Source organism: Acidithiobacillus ferrooxidans ATCC 23270 (assembly GCF_000021485.1).
In the GTDB taxonomy this organism is placed as follows: domain Bacteria; phylum Pseudomonadota; class Gammaproteobacteria; order Acidithiobacillales; family Acidithiobacillaceae; genus Acidithiobacillus; species Acidithiobacillus ferrooxidans.
In genome coordinates this window covers 469553-483616 of the sequence record NC_011761.1, presented here as the reverse complement: position 1 = coordinate 483616, position 14064 = coordinate 469553, and the positions used below count along the sequence as shown (strand labels likewise).

Sequence of the window (14064 nt, the reverse complement as noted above, 5' to 3'; positions counted from 1 at the left end):
TGCAAAACGGGGATGAGTTACACTCCCCATTTACAGAGCGAGAGACCCCTCCGGAGGGAGCGCGGCATGCCAGCGTCCGATTTACCCGCAGAGATCCTACAGGCCATCCGCCAATCCCCTATGGAAGCGGGGGCCATCGCCGCATCGCTTGCTGCGATCTGGCCCGCTCTTTCCGGGGAAGAACAGGCCGAGATCGTCCGCCTTGGTCCTTCTTTTGCCCAACATCTGGTGCAGATAGCCTGCGTCAGCACCTTCGCACGGCACCTTCTGCAGCGTCATCCGGACTGGTTGCCGCACCTCGCGCGGCGGGAAGGACACGCCCTTATGCCCGTCGGAGCGGTCCCTGTCGATGCCTTCCTCTCCGGATTGCGGGAGTACCGCAATGCGCGCATGGTGGAAATCATCTGGCAGGATCGTCAACCCGGAGAGCATTACCCGGAAACGGTAGCCGCCCTCAGCGCGCTGGCCGAAACCTGCCTGCAGCACGCCTACGATTACGGCGTGCAGACGCTGCGCCAACGCCATGGCATTCCCCGCAACAAAAACGGTCTGGAAGTGCCTTTCACCATCCTCGGCATGGGCAAACTGGGCGGGCGCGAGCTCAATCTTTCCTCTGACATCGACCTCATTTTCTGCTACGGCGAAGGTGGCGAGACAGACGGCCCCGGCACCATCGACAACAGCGAGTATTTCCTGCGCCTCGGCCGCTGGCTGATTCAGGCTCTCGACCAGCGCACCGCGGACGGCTTCTGTTTCCGCGTCGACATGCGCCTGCGCCCCTTCGGCGATGCCGGCCCACTCTGCATCTCCGCGGCGGCCATGGAGCAATACTATCAGGTGCATGGGCGCGGCTGGGAGCGCTACGCCTTTATCAAGGCGCGCCCCGTCGCGGGTGACGTCGCCTTTGGCCAATCCCTCCTCGACACCCTGCGCCCCTTTGTCTATCGCCGCTACCTGGACTACACCGCCCTCACCGGCCTGCGGGAAGTCAAAGCCCTCATGGATGCGGAACAGGCTGGCAGCGGCAACGACATCAAAAAAGGCCGGGGCGGCATCCGCGAAATCGAGTTTGTCTGCCAGTCACTGCAAATCATCCACGGTGGCCGCCAGCCTGCCCTGCGCAGCACCAACACCCTAGACACCCTCGCGGCCATCGCCCATGCCGAGCTCCTGCCCGCAGACGATATCGGCCTGCTCCGCCACGCCTATCTTTTCCTGCGTAACGTCGAACACTGCCTGCAAATGGTCGATGATCAGCAGACCCAGCAATTACCAAAAAGCGAAACGGAATGGCAGCGACTGACCTGCGCTATGGGCTTTATGGATGCGGCAACCCTGCGGGCGACCCTAGACGAACTCCGCCTGCAGACCCATGCGATCTTCCAGCGCACGCTGGCGCTGAAGCCCACACCGCATTCGCCCGCAGAGGACAACGCCAACCGGCTCTGGCAACTCGCCCAGACCGGCGCCATGGAAACGGCGCTCGGCGACCTGCTCCAAGTCCTGCACTTTGCCGCCCCGGAAACCGCGTGGACGTGCCTCTGGCGCTTTGCCCACAGCCGCGACGTGGCCAGCCGTCTCTCCACGGAAGGACGGCAACGGCTCAACCGCCTACTCCCTCTGATCCTCGACCTGTGCAGCACACAGCCGGATACCGACGCCTTGTTACAACGCTTCCTGGCCCTCATCGAGGCCATTCTCGGGCGTGCCAACTACCTCGCGCTGCTCGCCGAGAACCCGCCCTATCTCGTCCGCATCGCCCGGTTACTGCACAGCCCCTGGCTGGCACAGGAACTGGCCCGCTTCCCCATCCTGCTGGACGACGTGCTCAGCGATACGCCCGTCAGTCCTGAGCATTGGCCACAAACCCTCGCGGCGCAATTACAGCTCGCGGCAGATATGGAAGAGCGCATGGATGCCCTGCGCCGCTTCAAAAATGCGGAAGTTCTGCGTCTCGCCGCCGTCTTCTGGACAAGGCAGATGCCGGTGGAAACCTTGCTACCCCAACTCAGCGGGCTCGCCCAGCTTACCTTGCAAACGGCGCTGGGCTGGGCCGAAGCAGAGATGCAGCGTCGCCACGGCAACGTGCGCACCGGCAACGGCCAAGTAGCCCGCTTCACGGTCATCGCCTTCGGAAAGCTGGGTGGCCAGGAAATGGGTTTCGCCTCCGATCTCGACCTCGTCTATCTGTACGATGCCCCCCTTGACGCCGAAAGTGATGGCCCTGTCCCGATCCCGGCGCCCACTTGGTTCGCCCGCCTCGGACAAAGACTCATCCACATCCTCAGCACCCTCACCCGCGCCGGATTGCTCTATCAAATCGACATGCGCCTGCGCCCCAGCGGTCAGTCCGGCCCTCTGGTTACCACTCTGGATGCGTTCAGCCGCTATCAGCGCGAATCGGCCTGGACCTGGGAACATCAGGCCCTCACCCGTGCCCGCTGGGTCGCAGGGGATACCGAGCTCGGCGCCCGTTTCGCCGCCCTGCGCACAGAAATCCTTGGCCGGCCACGCGACTCCGGACAACTGAGAGAAGATATTCGCAGCATGCGGCAGCGCATTTACCAGAGCAAAAGCATCGCCCGGGACACCTTTCATCTGAAACTCAGCCCCGGCGGCCTCACGGATATCGAGTTTCTCGTACAATTTGCTATGCTAGGGGCCTGTTCGCAGCAGCCCGTCCTGTGCCAGGGTACCGGGACTGCCGCTGGCATAGCCGCACTGACCCGCGTCGGCATCTGGAGCACGGAGCAGGGTGTTGCGCTCGGGCAGGCCTGGCATCTGTACCGAGAGATGGAAAACCGGCGCTGGCTTGGTTTACAGGATCCCGTCGTCCGTGCCGCGGAATTCCCCGACTGGGACACGCTGCAAGCCGCCGCGCACGGGGTGCGGAAGATTTGGCAGGAACTCATTGGCAGTTATACCGATTAAGGAGATGTGACGATGTCCATGGCGGAACGCGACGGTTTTATCTGGTTTGACGGCAAGATGGTCCCTTGGCGGGAGGCCACCGTGCACGGTCTTACCCACAGCCTGCACTACGGCATGGGCTGTTTCGAAGGGGAACGAGCCTATGCCACGCCCCAGGGCACCGCTATTTTCCGCCTGCCGGAGCACACCAACCGTCTCTTTAACAGCGCCAAGATTTTGCAGATGGATACCCCTTTCACGCAGGACCAGATCAACGACGCCACCAAGGAAGTCATCCGCGCCAATCATCTGGAATCCGCCTATATCCGCCCCCTGTTCTTCTATGGCGCTGAAGGTATGGGCTTGTCCGCTAAGGGGCTCAAGGTCCATGTGCTCATTGCCGCCTGGAGCTGGGGCAGCTATCTGGGCCAGGAGGCACTGGAAAAGGGCATCCGCGTCAAGGTGAGCTCCTTCAGCCGCCACCACGTCAACGTACATCTGTGCAAGGCCAAGGCCACCGGCAACTACATGAACTCCATGCTGGCCCAGCGTGAGGCGGCCTCCTGCGGCTACGACGAGGCCCTGTTACTGGACCGCGAGGGTTATGTGTCTGAAGGTTCCGGTGAAAATGTTTTCATGATTCGTGACGGCATTCTTTATACGCCAACGCTGACCAGCGCCCTCGAGGGCATCACCCGCGACACCATCCTGCGTTTTGCCCGGGATGCCGGCATTCCCATCGTCGAGAAGCAATTGACCCGTGATGAATTCTACATCGCCGACGAAGCTTTCTTTACCGGTACCGCTGCCGAAGTCACCCCCATCCGCGAAATCGATGGTCGGGTCATTGGCGAAGGGTGTCGCGGCCCGATCACGGAAATGCTGCAAAGTCGCTATTTCGACACCGTCGCCGGGCGCCGTGAGGACCACCCGGAATGGTTGCACCACGTAGGCTGACCGTATGACCAGCCCCGGCAAGTGCTGTGACCAGAACTACACAGAGATCGAAGCCAAAGACCTCCCCCTCTGCTGCCCCACGCCCGGCATGAGCCGCTGGGACGGGCATCCCCGCGTTTTCCTCAAAATCGAAGAGACCGGGGAGGTCCGCTGCCCGTATTGCGGAACGCTTTATGTGCTGAAGGGCGGGCCGCTGAAGCAGGCGGCCGGGCACTGAAAAACCAGCGCCGGCTTCTCTAGGATTGGTGCAACCACCCCATAAACGCCTCCGGCCCCAGATATCCCTCCTGCTGCGCCGTCGTCCTGCCATCTGCGGCTACAGCGATGAAAGCCGGGGGGCCCACCAGGTTGTAACGCTTCAGGAGGGCGCGACTGGCCGCATCATCCTGAGTCACATCCACGCGGATCAGCAGCCGCTTTCGTAGGGCGGCCACCACCTGCGGATCGGCAAACGTGACTTTATCCATGCGCAGGCATTCCACGCACCAGCTTGCCCAGTAATCCACCAGCACCGGTCTGCCCCTGGCCTGTACCAGTGCGCTCTGCAGGGCCTCGGGGGTTTTCACGGTAGTAAAATGCAGGGCCTCGGCCCGGTTTTCGGGCGGCACCGCCGCCGTATAGCCTGTCAGGGGTTGCAGGGGATCGCTGGCGCCGCCCAGCGCCCCCACACCCATGACCAGGCCGTACACCAGCATGAGCACTCCGAGGCCTTTCCAGAAACGGCGCCAGCCCGAAGCACCCGCCGGGATTGCGTCCAACGCCCCGAGATAGATGGCACTGATGACTGCCAGCGCTGCCCATAGGGCCAAGCTGACGGGCCCCGGCAGAACTCGTGTCAGCAACCAGATGGCGACGCCCAGCAGCACTACACCGAAAACCGCCTTAACGGCATTCATCCAGGCACCAACCCGCGGTAGAAAATGCCCGGCGGAAGTACCGATGATCAGCAGGGGCACGCCCATCCCCAGGCTCAGAGCGAACAGTGACAATCCACCAAGAAAAACATCTCCCGTCTGGGAAATGAAGAGCAGCCCGCCTGCCAGGGGGGCGGCCACGCAGGGCCCGATGATCAGCGCTGACAGTACCCCCATGACAAAGGTACTGAACAGGTGCCCGCCCCGTCCCATGCCGGCCAGACGTGTCTGAATGCCACTCGGCATTTGCAGCTCGTAAAAATCGAACATGGACAGCGCCAGCAGCACAAAAACAAAGGCAAAAGCCCCCAGCACCCAGGGACTCTGGAAGGCCGCCTGCATATAGGCGCCGCTCACCGCCGCCAGCACCCCGGCAATACTGTAGGTCAGCGACATTCCCAGCACATAGGCGACGGAAAGCCCCAGGGCGCGTGACCGTTGCGGGCCGCGCCCTGCCTCCTTACCGACGATCAGGGCGGAGAGGATAGGAATCATGGGAAAAATACAGGGCGTAAAGGCCAGACCCAGTCCAGAGATAAAAAAGAGACCCAAGGTGAGCCAGAAGCTGTCACGCAAAGCCCCTGCCAGCGCCCCGGCATCATTCACGGGGCTGACCGCAGCAGCCGGGACCGCCGTCCCCGGCGGGGGCACGACCGGCACCGCCGCCGGGGGCGGCACGGCCTGCTGGGTCAAGGCCAGCTTGATCGTCTTGACCTGCTCCGGGTAGCAAACACCCGCATTGGCACAGCCCTGATAGGTAGATTTCAGTTCAATGAAAGCAGGGGCGGTTCCCTGGACGGTAAAAGGTACGGTGAGGGTATTTTTCCCTTCCAATACCCGTGTCTTGCCGAAAACCGGGTCGTTCAGCTCCACTCCTGCGGGCAATGTATAATGCCCTAGCAGCACATTGCTCGGCGTCACGGAGAACTTGATCCGATCGCGGTACAGGTGGTATCCCTGCGCCACATCCCAGTGCAGTTGCAACTGGTGCCGGCCACTCAGCCGCGCTTCAAAATGAAATGCCTGATCCGGGGTCAGAAACGTACCGGCACAGCCGAGAGACAGCCAGGACAATAGCAGGACACCGCAAATTCCGCTCCACAACTGGACACCCATGGCCCAACCGGCCCTTCTCCCGTTTCCGGCTCTCATACCCACGTCGTTCCTCGCCATTTTGTCCTCACCCATAGAGACAGGTTCCACAGCCGAATCGTTCCTGAAGACCACAGGACCTACGCTACCACACCGAGGATACGGGGTCCGGGAAAGAAATCACAGACGCATGGAACTTTCTGCTGCCCCTGTTCTCTAATCCTTTGCAAGCGGCTGTGATAGTTGCGAGCGCATGTTTCTTCCTCCTTTGGTGGTTTTGGGCGGGCCGTTTGGTTCCGCCCTTTCTTTTTGTCCGACCGGTCGGAATGTAACTTGCCAGTCCATCCACCTTTTGCTAATATTCCACCCGCAGCCAGTAGCTGGTTGCGAGCGCATGTTTCTTTTCTCCTTTGTGGTTTTAGGGCGACTCCGGGTTGCCCTTTTTTACATGGAGCAGCCTGTGTCCCCGTCGGCCGAAAGAGCTTTTACTCTGGTTCACCCCAATGGCGACCGCGTCTGCGGACTCATTCACGAAAACCATACCGACCCCGTCGGTATCTTCCTCCCTGGCTTCGCCTCCAATATGGAAGGCACCAAATCGCAGATCCTCGCCCGCAACGCGCAGGCGCAAGGTTGGTCCTGGGTACGCTTTGATCCACGTGGCGTCGGGCGCTCCGATGGACCATTCCAGGCGCTGACCCTGTCCCGGTATCTGGCCGACCTCCGGTTGATTCTACATCATATGCTGCAGGATCGCCCGGTGCTGCTGGTGGGTTCCAGCATGGGCGGATGGCTGGGCACCATCGCCGCCACCCGATGGCCGGAACAGATCCGCGCCCTGCTGCTCATTGCCCCCGCTTACAACTTCATTCAGGAAATTTTCCGGCGTTTGCCCGCTGCCGAAAGGCAAGCCTGGGAGGACAGCAATCTGCGCTGCTGGGAGGATCCTTACGGACTCGGTGAGTTACACATGCGCTTCGACCTGGTCGCCGACAGTTGGCGCTACGACCTGCTGCGCTTTCCGCCGTACCTGCACTGTCCGGTGGAGATTCTGCACGGCAGCGCCGATGAGGCCGTACCTCTCGCCCTCAGCTATCGGTTCGCCGCCCGCGCCCATGCGCCAGAACTGGCCATCCGTCCCTTACCAGGCGTCGATCATCGCCTACGAGGTGCCGATGCCACGCTCCTGCGCAGCCTGCAATCCCTCTGGACCCGCATCTCCTGAGCACCCTGTAACACCCGCCCCTTGACAGGGCATTCTCAGCGCCTATGATTAGCACTCGATGGGTGTGACTGCTAACAACACCCAGGATGAAGTCATCCATTCACTTGCAAAAACGAGGAAATGCTCAATGAAACTGCGTCCCTTACATGATCGCGTCGTCATTCGTCGTCTGGAAGAAGAGCAGAAGACTGCCGGTGGGATCATCATTCCCGACACCGCCAAAGAAAAACCGGTGCGGGGCGAAATCGTCGCTGCCGGCCATGGCAAAATTCTCGAAGACGGCAAAGTGCGCGCCCTCGACGTCAAAACTGGTGATCAGGTGCTCTTCGCCAAATATGCCGGCACCGAGATCAAGGTCGAAGGTGAAGAACTGCTGGTGATGCGTGAAGACGACATCATGGCGGTCATCGAAAAGTAAGCATTGCTGAATATCCCAACCATTTCACTCATTTTGAGGAGTATTTATGCCAGCCAAACAAGTAGCCTTTGCTGAACATGCCCGCGAGAAGATGTTGCGTGGCGTTAACGTACTCGCCGATGCCGTCAAGGTCACCTTGGGTCCCAAGGGTCGTAACGTGGTGCTCGACAAGTCTTTCGGCGCCCCCACCATTACCAAGGACGGCGTCTCCGTCGCCAAGGAAATCGAACTGGCTGACAAGTTCGAGAACATGGGCGCGCAGATGGTGAAAGAAGTCGCCTCCCAGGCCTCCGACGAAGCCGGTGACGGTACCACCACCGCCACCGTTCTGGCCCAGGCCATCATCCGCGAAGGCCTCAAGGCCGTCATCGCCGGCATGAACCCCATGGACCTGAAGCGCGGCATCGACAAATCGGTCATCGTCGTCGTCGAGGAGCTGAAGAAGCAATCCAAGCCCTGCAAGACCCAAAAGGAAGTGGCCCAGGTAGGTACCATCTCCGCCAACTCTGACGACTCCATCGGCAAGATCATTGCCGAAGCCATGGAGAAGGTCGGCAACGAAGGCGTCATCACCGTGGAAGAAGGTTCCGGCCTCGCCAACGAGTTGGACGTCGTCGAAGGTATGCAGTTCGACCGCGGTTACCTCTCCCCCTACTTCGTCAACAACCAGGACAAGATGGTTGCCGAACTGGAGAATCCCTATATCCTCCTGCACGACAAGAAAATTTCCTCCATCCGCGACATGCTGCCCATCCTGGAGCAGGTCGCCAAGTCCAGTCGTCCGCTGCTGATCGTGGCCGAAGATGTCGAAGGCGAAGCGTTGGCCACTCTGGTCGTCAACACCATGCGCGGCATCATCAAGGTCGCTGCGGTCAAGGCCCCGGGTTTTGGTGATCGTCGCAAGGCGATGCTCGAGGACATGGCCATCCTGACCGGCGGCCGCGTGGTCTCCGAAGAAATCGGCATGAAGCTGGAAAGCACCACCCTCGCCGATCTCGGCCAGGCCAAAAAGATTGTCATCGACAAGGAAAACACCACCATGATCGATGGCGCCGGTCAGCAGAGCGAGATCAAGGCGCGCGTTGAGCAGATCCGTCGTCAGATGGAAGATGCCAGCTCCGACTACGATCGCGAGAAGCTTCAGGAGCGCGTGGCCAAGCTGGCCGGTGGCGTTGCCGTCATCAAGGTCGGTGCCGGTTCCGAGATGGAAATGAAGGAAAAGAAGGCCCGTGTCGAAGACGCCCTGCATGCTACCCGTGCGGCCGTCGAAGAAGGCATCGTCCCCGGCGGCGGTGTGGCGCTGGTCCGTGCCCGTCATGCGCTGGAAGGCTTCAAGACCGCCAACCACGACCAGGACATGGGTGTTGCCATCATCCGTCGCGCCATCGAAGAGCCGTTGCGTCAGATCGTCGCCAATGCCGGCGGTGAAGGCAGCGTGGTTCTGAACAAGGTTGTGGACGGTAAAGACGGCTACGGCTACAACGCCGCGACCGACGAATATGGCGACATGTTCGAGATGGGCGTCATCGACCCGACCAAGGTCACCCGCACCGCGTTGCAGAAGGCCTCCAGCATTGCCGGCCTGATGATCACCACGGAAGCCATGGTCACCGAACTGCCGAAGAAAGACGACAAGTCCGGCGGCGATATGGGCGACATGGGCGGCGGCATGGGCGGCATGGGTGGTATGGGCGGCTTCTAAGCCTTACTCCCCGACGTCTGTAGCGTTAGAAAGCCGGCCCTTCGGGGCCGGTTTTTTTGTGTCTTCCGTCTCACCGCAAACGTATATGCAATGATGCGCCAATGCCGAAGGGATTACGAAGCGCAGACGCAACCGCCGCATCAGCGGCACAGGTGGCATCCAACCCGTGATTCCCCACCAAACAACTTTTCTTGGAAGACACCCCCCAAGCTATCCACCTCCCCTCCCCCTATGGCAGAATGCGCGTAAAAGGAGCATCCATGACCCACACCGATAGCCATAGCAGCACCTACCCCCTCAACATCAACGGAGTGCAGCGCCACCTCCCCCTTTTCAAAGTGCAGTCGGACCTGGCCATCGCCGTCCTCAACATCCTCGGCGATACGGAACTGACGGAGGCCGCAGCCCATGCACTGAACGGGCGCATGGCGGGCATCTCCTACGATGTGATCGTCACTGCGGAGGCCAAGAGTATTCCCCTGGCCTACGCCCTGTCGGTGCACAGTGGGCGCCCGTATATCGTCCTGCGCAAGAACTACAAGTCCTACATGGGCGAGGCATTGTCCACGGAGACCCTGTCCATCACCACCGGCAAGCCCCAGACCCTGTATCTGGATGCCAAGGATCGCGCGGCGATCGGCGGCCGGCGGGTGGCGCTGGTGGATGACGTGGTCAGCACCGGCTCGACCCTGGCGGCCATGCGCGCGCTTATGGTGCAAGCCGAGGCGGAGATCGCCGCCGTCGCGGCCATTTGTACGGAAGGCGATATGGCCCAGTGGTCGGAAGTGATCGCCCTGGCGCACCTGCCGCTCTTTCCGCTCTCCGCGTAAGGACCGGCCCATGCCCATTCCATCGGTTCATGTGCTGACGGCGCGCCAGCGCTGCGATCTAGAGCTGTTGCTGACCGGCGCTTTTGCCCCATTGGAGGGTTACCTGGATGCAACGGACTGGCAGTCCGTGCTACAGGATATGCGTCTGAGTAATGGCGCGCTCTGGCCTATTCCCGTAGTGCTCGATGTCAGCGAGGCACTCGGCCGGTCCTTGGCGGCAGGGGATACTTTGCGGCTGGAACGCAGTGACGGCACCCCCCTCGGATCCGTTGCCGTCAGCGCCTGCTATCGTCCAGATAAACTGCTGGAGGCCTCGGCGGTTTATGGAACGACCGACCCCAGCCATCCGGGTGTGGCCGAGTTGCTGGCGCGCGGCCCCTACTATGTGGCAGGGCGCGTGTCGGCTTGGGATGCGGACACCCTGACTCGCGCCGCCGCCGTCGAATTTCCGCCCGAATATCAGACCCCGGCCATGCTGCAAAGGCACTGGAGTGGAACGCACCCGGTTGTCGCCTTTCAGACCCGCAACCCTCTCCATCACGCCCACATTGCCGTGACTCAGGCGGGGCTGGAACGGGCGGGTGCGGGCGCGCGTCTGCTGCTGCATCCGGCTATCGGCCCCACCAAGCCCGGCGATGTGGAGGCATCCTACCGCATGCGCGTGTATCGTGCGGTGCTGGGCCATTATCCCAAGACGACTGCCCTGCTCTCGCCCCTGCCCTTGGCCATGCGTATGGCCGGCCCGCGGGAGGCGCTGTGGCACGCGCTGATTCGCCGCAATTATGGCGCCACCCATTTCATCATCGGTCGCGGCCATGCCGACCCTGGCGCAGCGGCGGGCGGTCTGTTCTACCCGGCCTTTGCGGCACAGGAGCTTTTTGCCCGGCACGCCGATGAGATGGGTATTGCCGGCGTTTTTCTGCCCGAGTATGCGTATTCCCGCACCCGGCGCCGTTATGTGCCGGTGGAAGAGGCCAACGGCGAGGCCCTGGCGGGCATTTCCGGTACGGAGTTGCGGCGGCGACTGGCTAGCCGGGAGGACATCCCCGAGTGGTTCTCCCCACCGGAGGTCATTCAGATATTGCGTCAGGCCTACCGCGGTGCGGACCGGCGCGGACTGGTCATCTGGTTTACCGGACTGTCTGCCAGCGGCAAAAGCACTCTGGCGGGGATGCTGGCCCGCACTCTGGAAGCGGATGACGAGCGCGCCGTGACCCTGCTGGATGGCGATGTGGTGCGGCGTTTTCTGTCCAAAGGTTTGGGGTTCAGCCGCGAAGACCGCGACGAGAATATCCGCCGCATCGGCTTCGTCGCCAGTCTGGTGGCACGTCATGGCGGCATTGCGGTGGTCGCTGCCATTTCGCCCTATCGTCAGGCTCGTGCCGATGCGCGTCGTCTGGTGGAAGAAGCGGGTGGTCTATTTATCGAGGTCCATGTGGCCACCCCGCTGGAAATCTGTGCCGAGCGCGATCCCAAAGGTCTTTATGCCAAGGCCGTGCGCGGCGAAATCACCGGCTTTACGGGTGTGGACGACCCCTACGAGGCGCCGGAGCGTGCGGAGTGTGTACTGGACGCCAGCCTGCAAAAGCCGCCGGCCGCGCTGGCAACACTGATGGGCGTGCTGCGCAGCTTGGGCGCGGTGACGGATAAGCCGGTGGTGATCGAGGCGCGCAAAGAGGCGTGAACGCGTTGCCAGTGCGCACGGTTTAGCTGCGACAGATGGACACCTTGCAACTTGCCGCCGCCGCCCAGTGCCTGGACCGCCAGCTCGCGCAGCAGGCCATCCAGGGCATCAGCGACGCGCCCGGGGGGATTTATCTGCACACCGCCACGGCGCATATCGCACTCATCGTGCAGCGTGCCCCCTTGGGGCTCTGGCAGGACCCGGCATTCCATAAGTCAGGCGCCCTGACCACGTGGAGTACTCCGCTCAATCAGCGTTTGGTGGGTTTTCGCATTCAGCGCATCAGCGTGCCCTGGGCGGATCGCATCGTGCGCATGGATTGCCGCCGCGTCCATATCAGCAAGCGGGTGGACCAGATCATCCTGATTGCCGAATGCTTTGGCGGACGCGGCAATATCGCCCTGCTCGATGCGGCGCAGCGTATCCGCTGGGCCTGGCGCTGGGACAGTCTCGGCGGTAAGGCCACGCCGCGCTTCCTGCCCGGCGTGGTGTATGTACCGCCGGAAGACAGTCTGCCCTTTGACCAGCCCTTACCGAGTGCCGCCGCCTGGCTGCGCCGCGTCGCACCCCGTTATCGCCCGCAGCACACGGCCGAGCAGCAGGCCATGCAGGAGGCCTGGTTGCAGCGCGCAGACCCCTGCGCGCCCTGGTGGCGGTCTTCGGCGGAAGCCGACCACTCCGTCCTCTACCCTGTGCCCCTACCCGACTGGGCACCGATGCAGGAGATTCCGGCACAGGAAGCGTTGCGCTTTGCGCCCCCCACCGCACCCTCGGCATCCTCGGCACAGGAACGGACCCTCGCCTTGCAGCGGGAACGTCTGCAACACCGCATCCGGAACATGCGCCAGGATATGGCGCGCTGGGAGGACCCAAAGGTATATCGTGCCCAGGCCTTCGCCCTCTTCGCCCTGCCTGACACGATGGCGTCGGACACCCAGATCAGCGCCCCAGACCACACCAGCGCAACAGGTGCGCTCCTGACTATTGCCCTAACACCGGGCAAGTTTCTGCACCAGCAGGCACAGTGGTATATGCAGCAGGCGCAACGCAGTCAGCGCGCACAGCGGGAAATCACCAGCCGACTGCACGAGGCAGAGAAGCTGCTGGAACGCCTTGGGGGTAGCGAGTCACATGCACCGTCCGTGGACGGTGCGGCAGCCCACACGTCGCCCACCTCAGGAAACCCGGCAAAAAAAGGGAAACCGGAGGATGCCACATTCCGTCAAACCGTCATCGACGGCTTTACGATTCTCTGGGGCAAAAATGCCAGGGAAAATGACCGCCTGACCTTCCGCACGGCCAAGGCCTGGGACCTATGGTTTCACATTCAGGATTTAGGCGGCAGCCATGTGGTGCTGCGCCGGGAGAACAGTCAGACGCCGGTGCCCGAATCGGTGCTCGCCGCTGCCGCACGCATTGCCCTGCAGCAAAGCCAGTCCCGCGCCATCAGCGGCGAGGTGGACTGGACGGAAATTCGCCACGTCCACCGTAAACCGAGCGGCGGACCCGGAGAGGTGACCTACCGCCATTTTCAGAGCATCCGGGTGCGCCGCGACGGCTGACCGGCAGCATGCCTGAGAGAGACATTCAATAAAAGACGTCTCTGCTCTGCGACTTCCGCAACGACAGGGAAGCAGCCAGCCCCCCAAGCGCCAGTCCCGCCAACACATCTACAGCCACATGCTGGCGTAGGGCCAGTGTGGAATAGACGATGCCCGCACACCAAATCCAATTGCAGAGGACTATCCACAGCGGCGCACCGAAGCGTCGCAGCAAATAATGTAGCCAGATACCCGAAAAAACCGCTGTAGCGACATGTAGCGAAGGGCAGGCATTGCCAGAGGCGTCCATATTTTTAAGGAAGTCCACATCTGGATACAGAGCCCAGTCAATATGGGCCACGGGCACCGCAGTGGGCCAGAAGTAGAAGATGATCAATCCCACAAGGCAGGTTCCCCCTATGCTCATGGCATAGTCAACCAGCTCGCGCCGCGTGGCCAATAATGCCGGGGGAAGGGAAACATAAAACCACAGTGATAGGTAGAAAGGTAACGACAGTGGCTGAAAGCCAATCAGGTGATCCAGCCAGATTCTCGGCATCACCGTTACCGGGTATGCCGGATCTTTGAGTAAATAGAAGTAGGCAACGAAAAATATGCTGATAAACGTCGTCGTTCCGACAAATTTGAGGTACACATGCCTGGGGATCACCTCGGCAGCTTGACGGTACCATGGCCTCTCCCGATTGTTTTCATTCAAGGCTTCTTCTCCAGGAGATATCGGTTCATTACCGGGGTTAGTGGAAACTCGGGGCACCAATATATCGCTGCCA

At 61.6% G+C, this 14064-nt stretch carries 11 protein-coding genes; 9 read left to right on the top strand and 2 right to left on the bottom strand.

The features are described from left to right. The first annotated feature begins 66 nt into the window (after positions 1 to 66). Genes glnE through AFE_RS02565 form a run of 3 tightly spaced genes read left to right on the top strand, consistent with a single transcriptional unit; the run spans position 67 to position 4084 of the window. Complete coding sequence (gene glnE, locus AFE_RS02575) at positions 67 to 2931, top strand: bifunctional [glutamate--ammonia ligase]-adenylyl-L-tyrosine phosphorylase/[glutamate--ammonia-ligase] adenylyltransferase (RefSeq protein WP_012536196.1); 2865 nt, start codon at positions 67 to 69, stop codon at positions 2929 to 2931. A gap of 12 nt (positions 2932 to 2943) precedes the next feature. Then, on the top strand, positions 2944 to 3867 hold the full coding sequence (locus AFE_RS02570; RefSeq protein WP_009567465.1) for a branched-chain amino acid transaminase: 924 nt from the start codon (positions 2944 to 2946) through the stop codon (positions 3865 to 3867). A gap of 4 nt (positions 3868 to 3871) precedes the next feature. Then, complete coding sequence (locus AFE_RS02565) at positions 3872 to 4084, top strand: zinc-finger domain-containing protein (RefSeq protein ID WP_009567466.1); 213 nt, start codon at positions 3872 to 3874, stop codon at positions 4082 to 4084. Between the two features lie 19 nt (positions 4085 to 4103). On the opposite strand, the gene dsbD is transcribed toward AFE_RS02565, so the two are convergent. Beyond that, the gene (gene dsbD / locus AFE_RS02560) at positions 4104 to 5954 is read right to left on the bottom strand and encodes a protein-disulfide reductase DsbD (RefSeq protein WP_012536195.1); all 1851 of its coding nucleotides are present in this window, start codon (positions 5952 to 5954) and stop codon (positions 4104 to 4106) included. Between the two features lie 379 nt (positions 5955 to 6333). Between dsbD and AFE_RS02555 the strand changes: the two genes are divergently transcribed. From AFE_RS02555 to AFE_RS02530, 6 genes are all read left to right on the top strand, one after another. Beyond that, positions 6334 to 7098, top strand: coding sequence for an alpha/beta hydrolase (locus AFE_RS02555; protein ID WP_225487407.1), 765 nt, complete (start codon positions 6334 to 6336; stop codon positions 7096 to 7098). Positions 7099 to 7225: 127 nt separating this feature from the next. Beyond that, entirely contained in the window at positions 7226 to 7516 is a 291-nt protein-coding gene (gene groES, locus AFE_RS02550; protein WP_009567579.1) for a co-chaperone GroES, read from the top strand. A 46-nt stretch (positions 7517 to 7562) separates the two neighbouring features. Further along, positions 7563 to 9218, top strand: coding sequence for a chaperonin GroEL (gene groL, locus AFE_RS02545; protein ID WP_012536194.1), 1656 nt, complete (start codon positions 7563 to 7565; stop codon positions 9216 to 9218). A 260-nt stretch (positions 9219 to 9478) separates the two neighbouring features. Then, positions 9479 to 10048 carry a phosphoribosyltransferase family protein gene (locus tag AFE_RS02540; protein WP_012536193.1) on the top strand — a complete coding sequence of 190 codons (570 nt, stop codon included), beginning with the start codon at positions 9479 to 9481 and terminating at the stop codon, positions 10046 to 10048. A gap of 10 nt (positions 10049 to 10058) precedes the next feature. Further along, positions 10059 to 11732, top strand: a complete 1674-nt coding sequence (gene sat / locus AFE_RS02535) for a sulfate adenylyltransferase (protein ID WP_012536192.1) — start codon at positions 10059 to 10061, stop codon at positions 11730 to 11732. A gap of 35 nt (positions 11733 to 11767) precedes the next feature. After that, positions 11768 to 13294 (top strand): NFACT RNA binding domain-containing protein, encoded by a 1527-nt coding sequence (locus AFE_RS02530; protein ID WP_012536191.1) that lies wholly within the window; start codon positions 11768 to 11770, stop codon positions 13292 to 13294. Between the two features lie 25 nt (positions 13295 to 13319). On the opposite strand, the gene AFE_RS02525 is transcribed toward AFE_RS02530, so the two are convergent. Beyond that, positions 13320 to 13991 (bottom strand): phosphatase PAP2 family protein, encoded by a 672-nt coding sequence (locus AFE_RS02525; RefSeq protein WP_012536190.1) that lies wholly within the window; start codon positions 13989 to 13991, stop codon positions 13320 to 13322. Positions 13992 to 14064 lie beyond the last annotated feature (73 nt).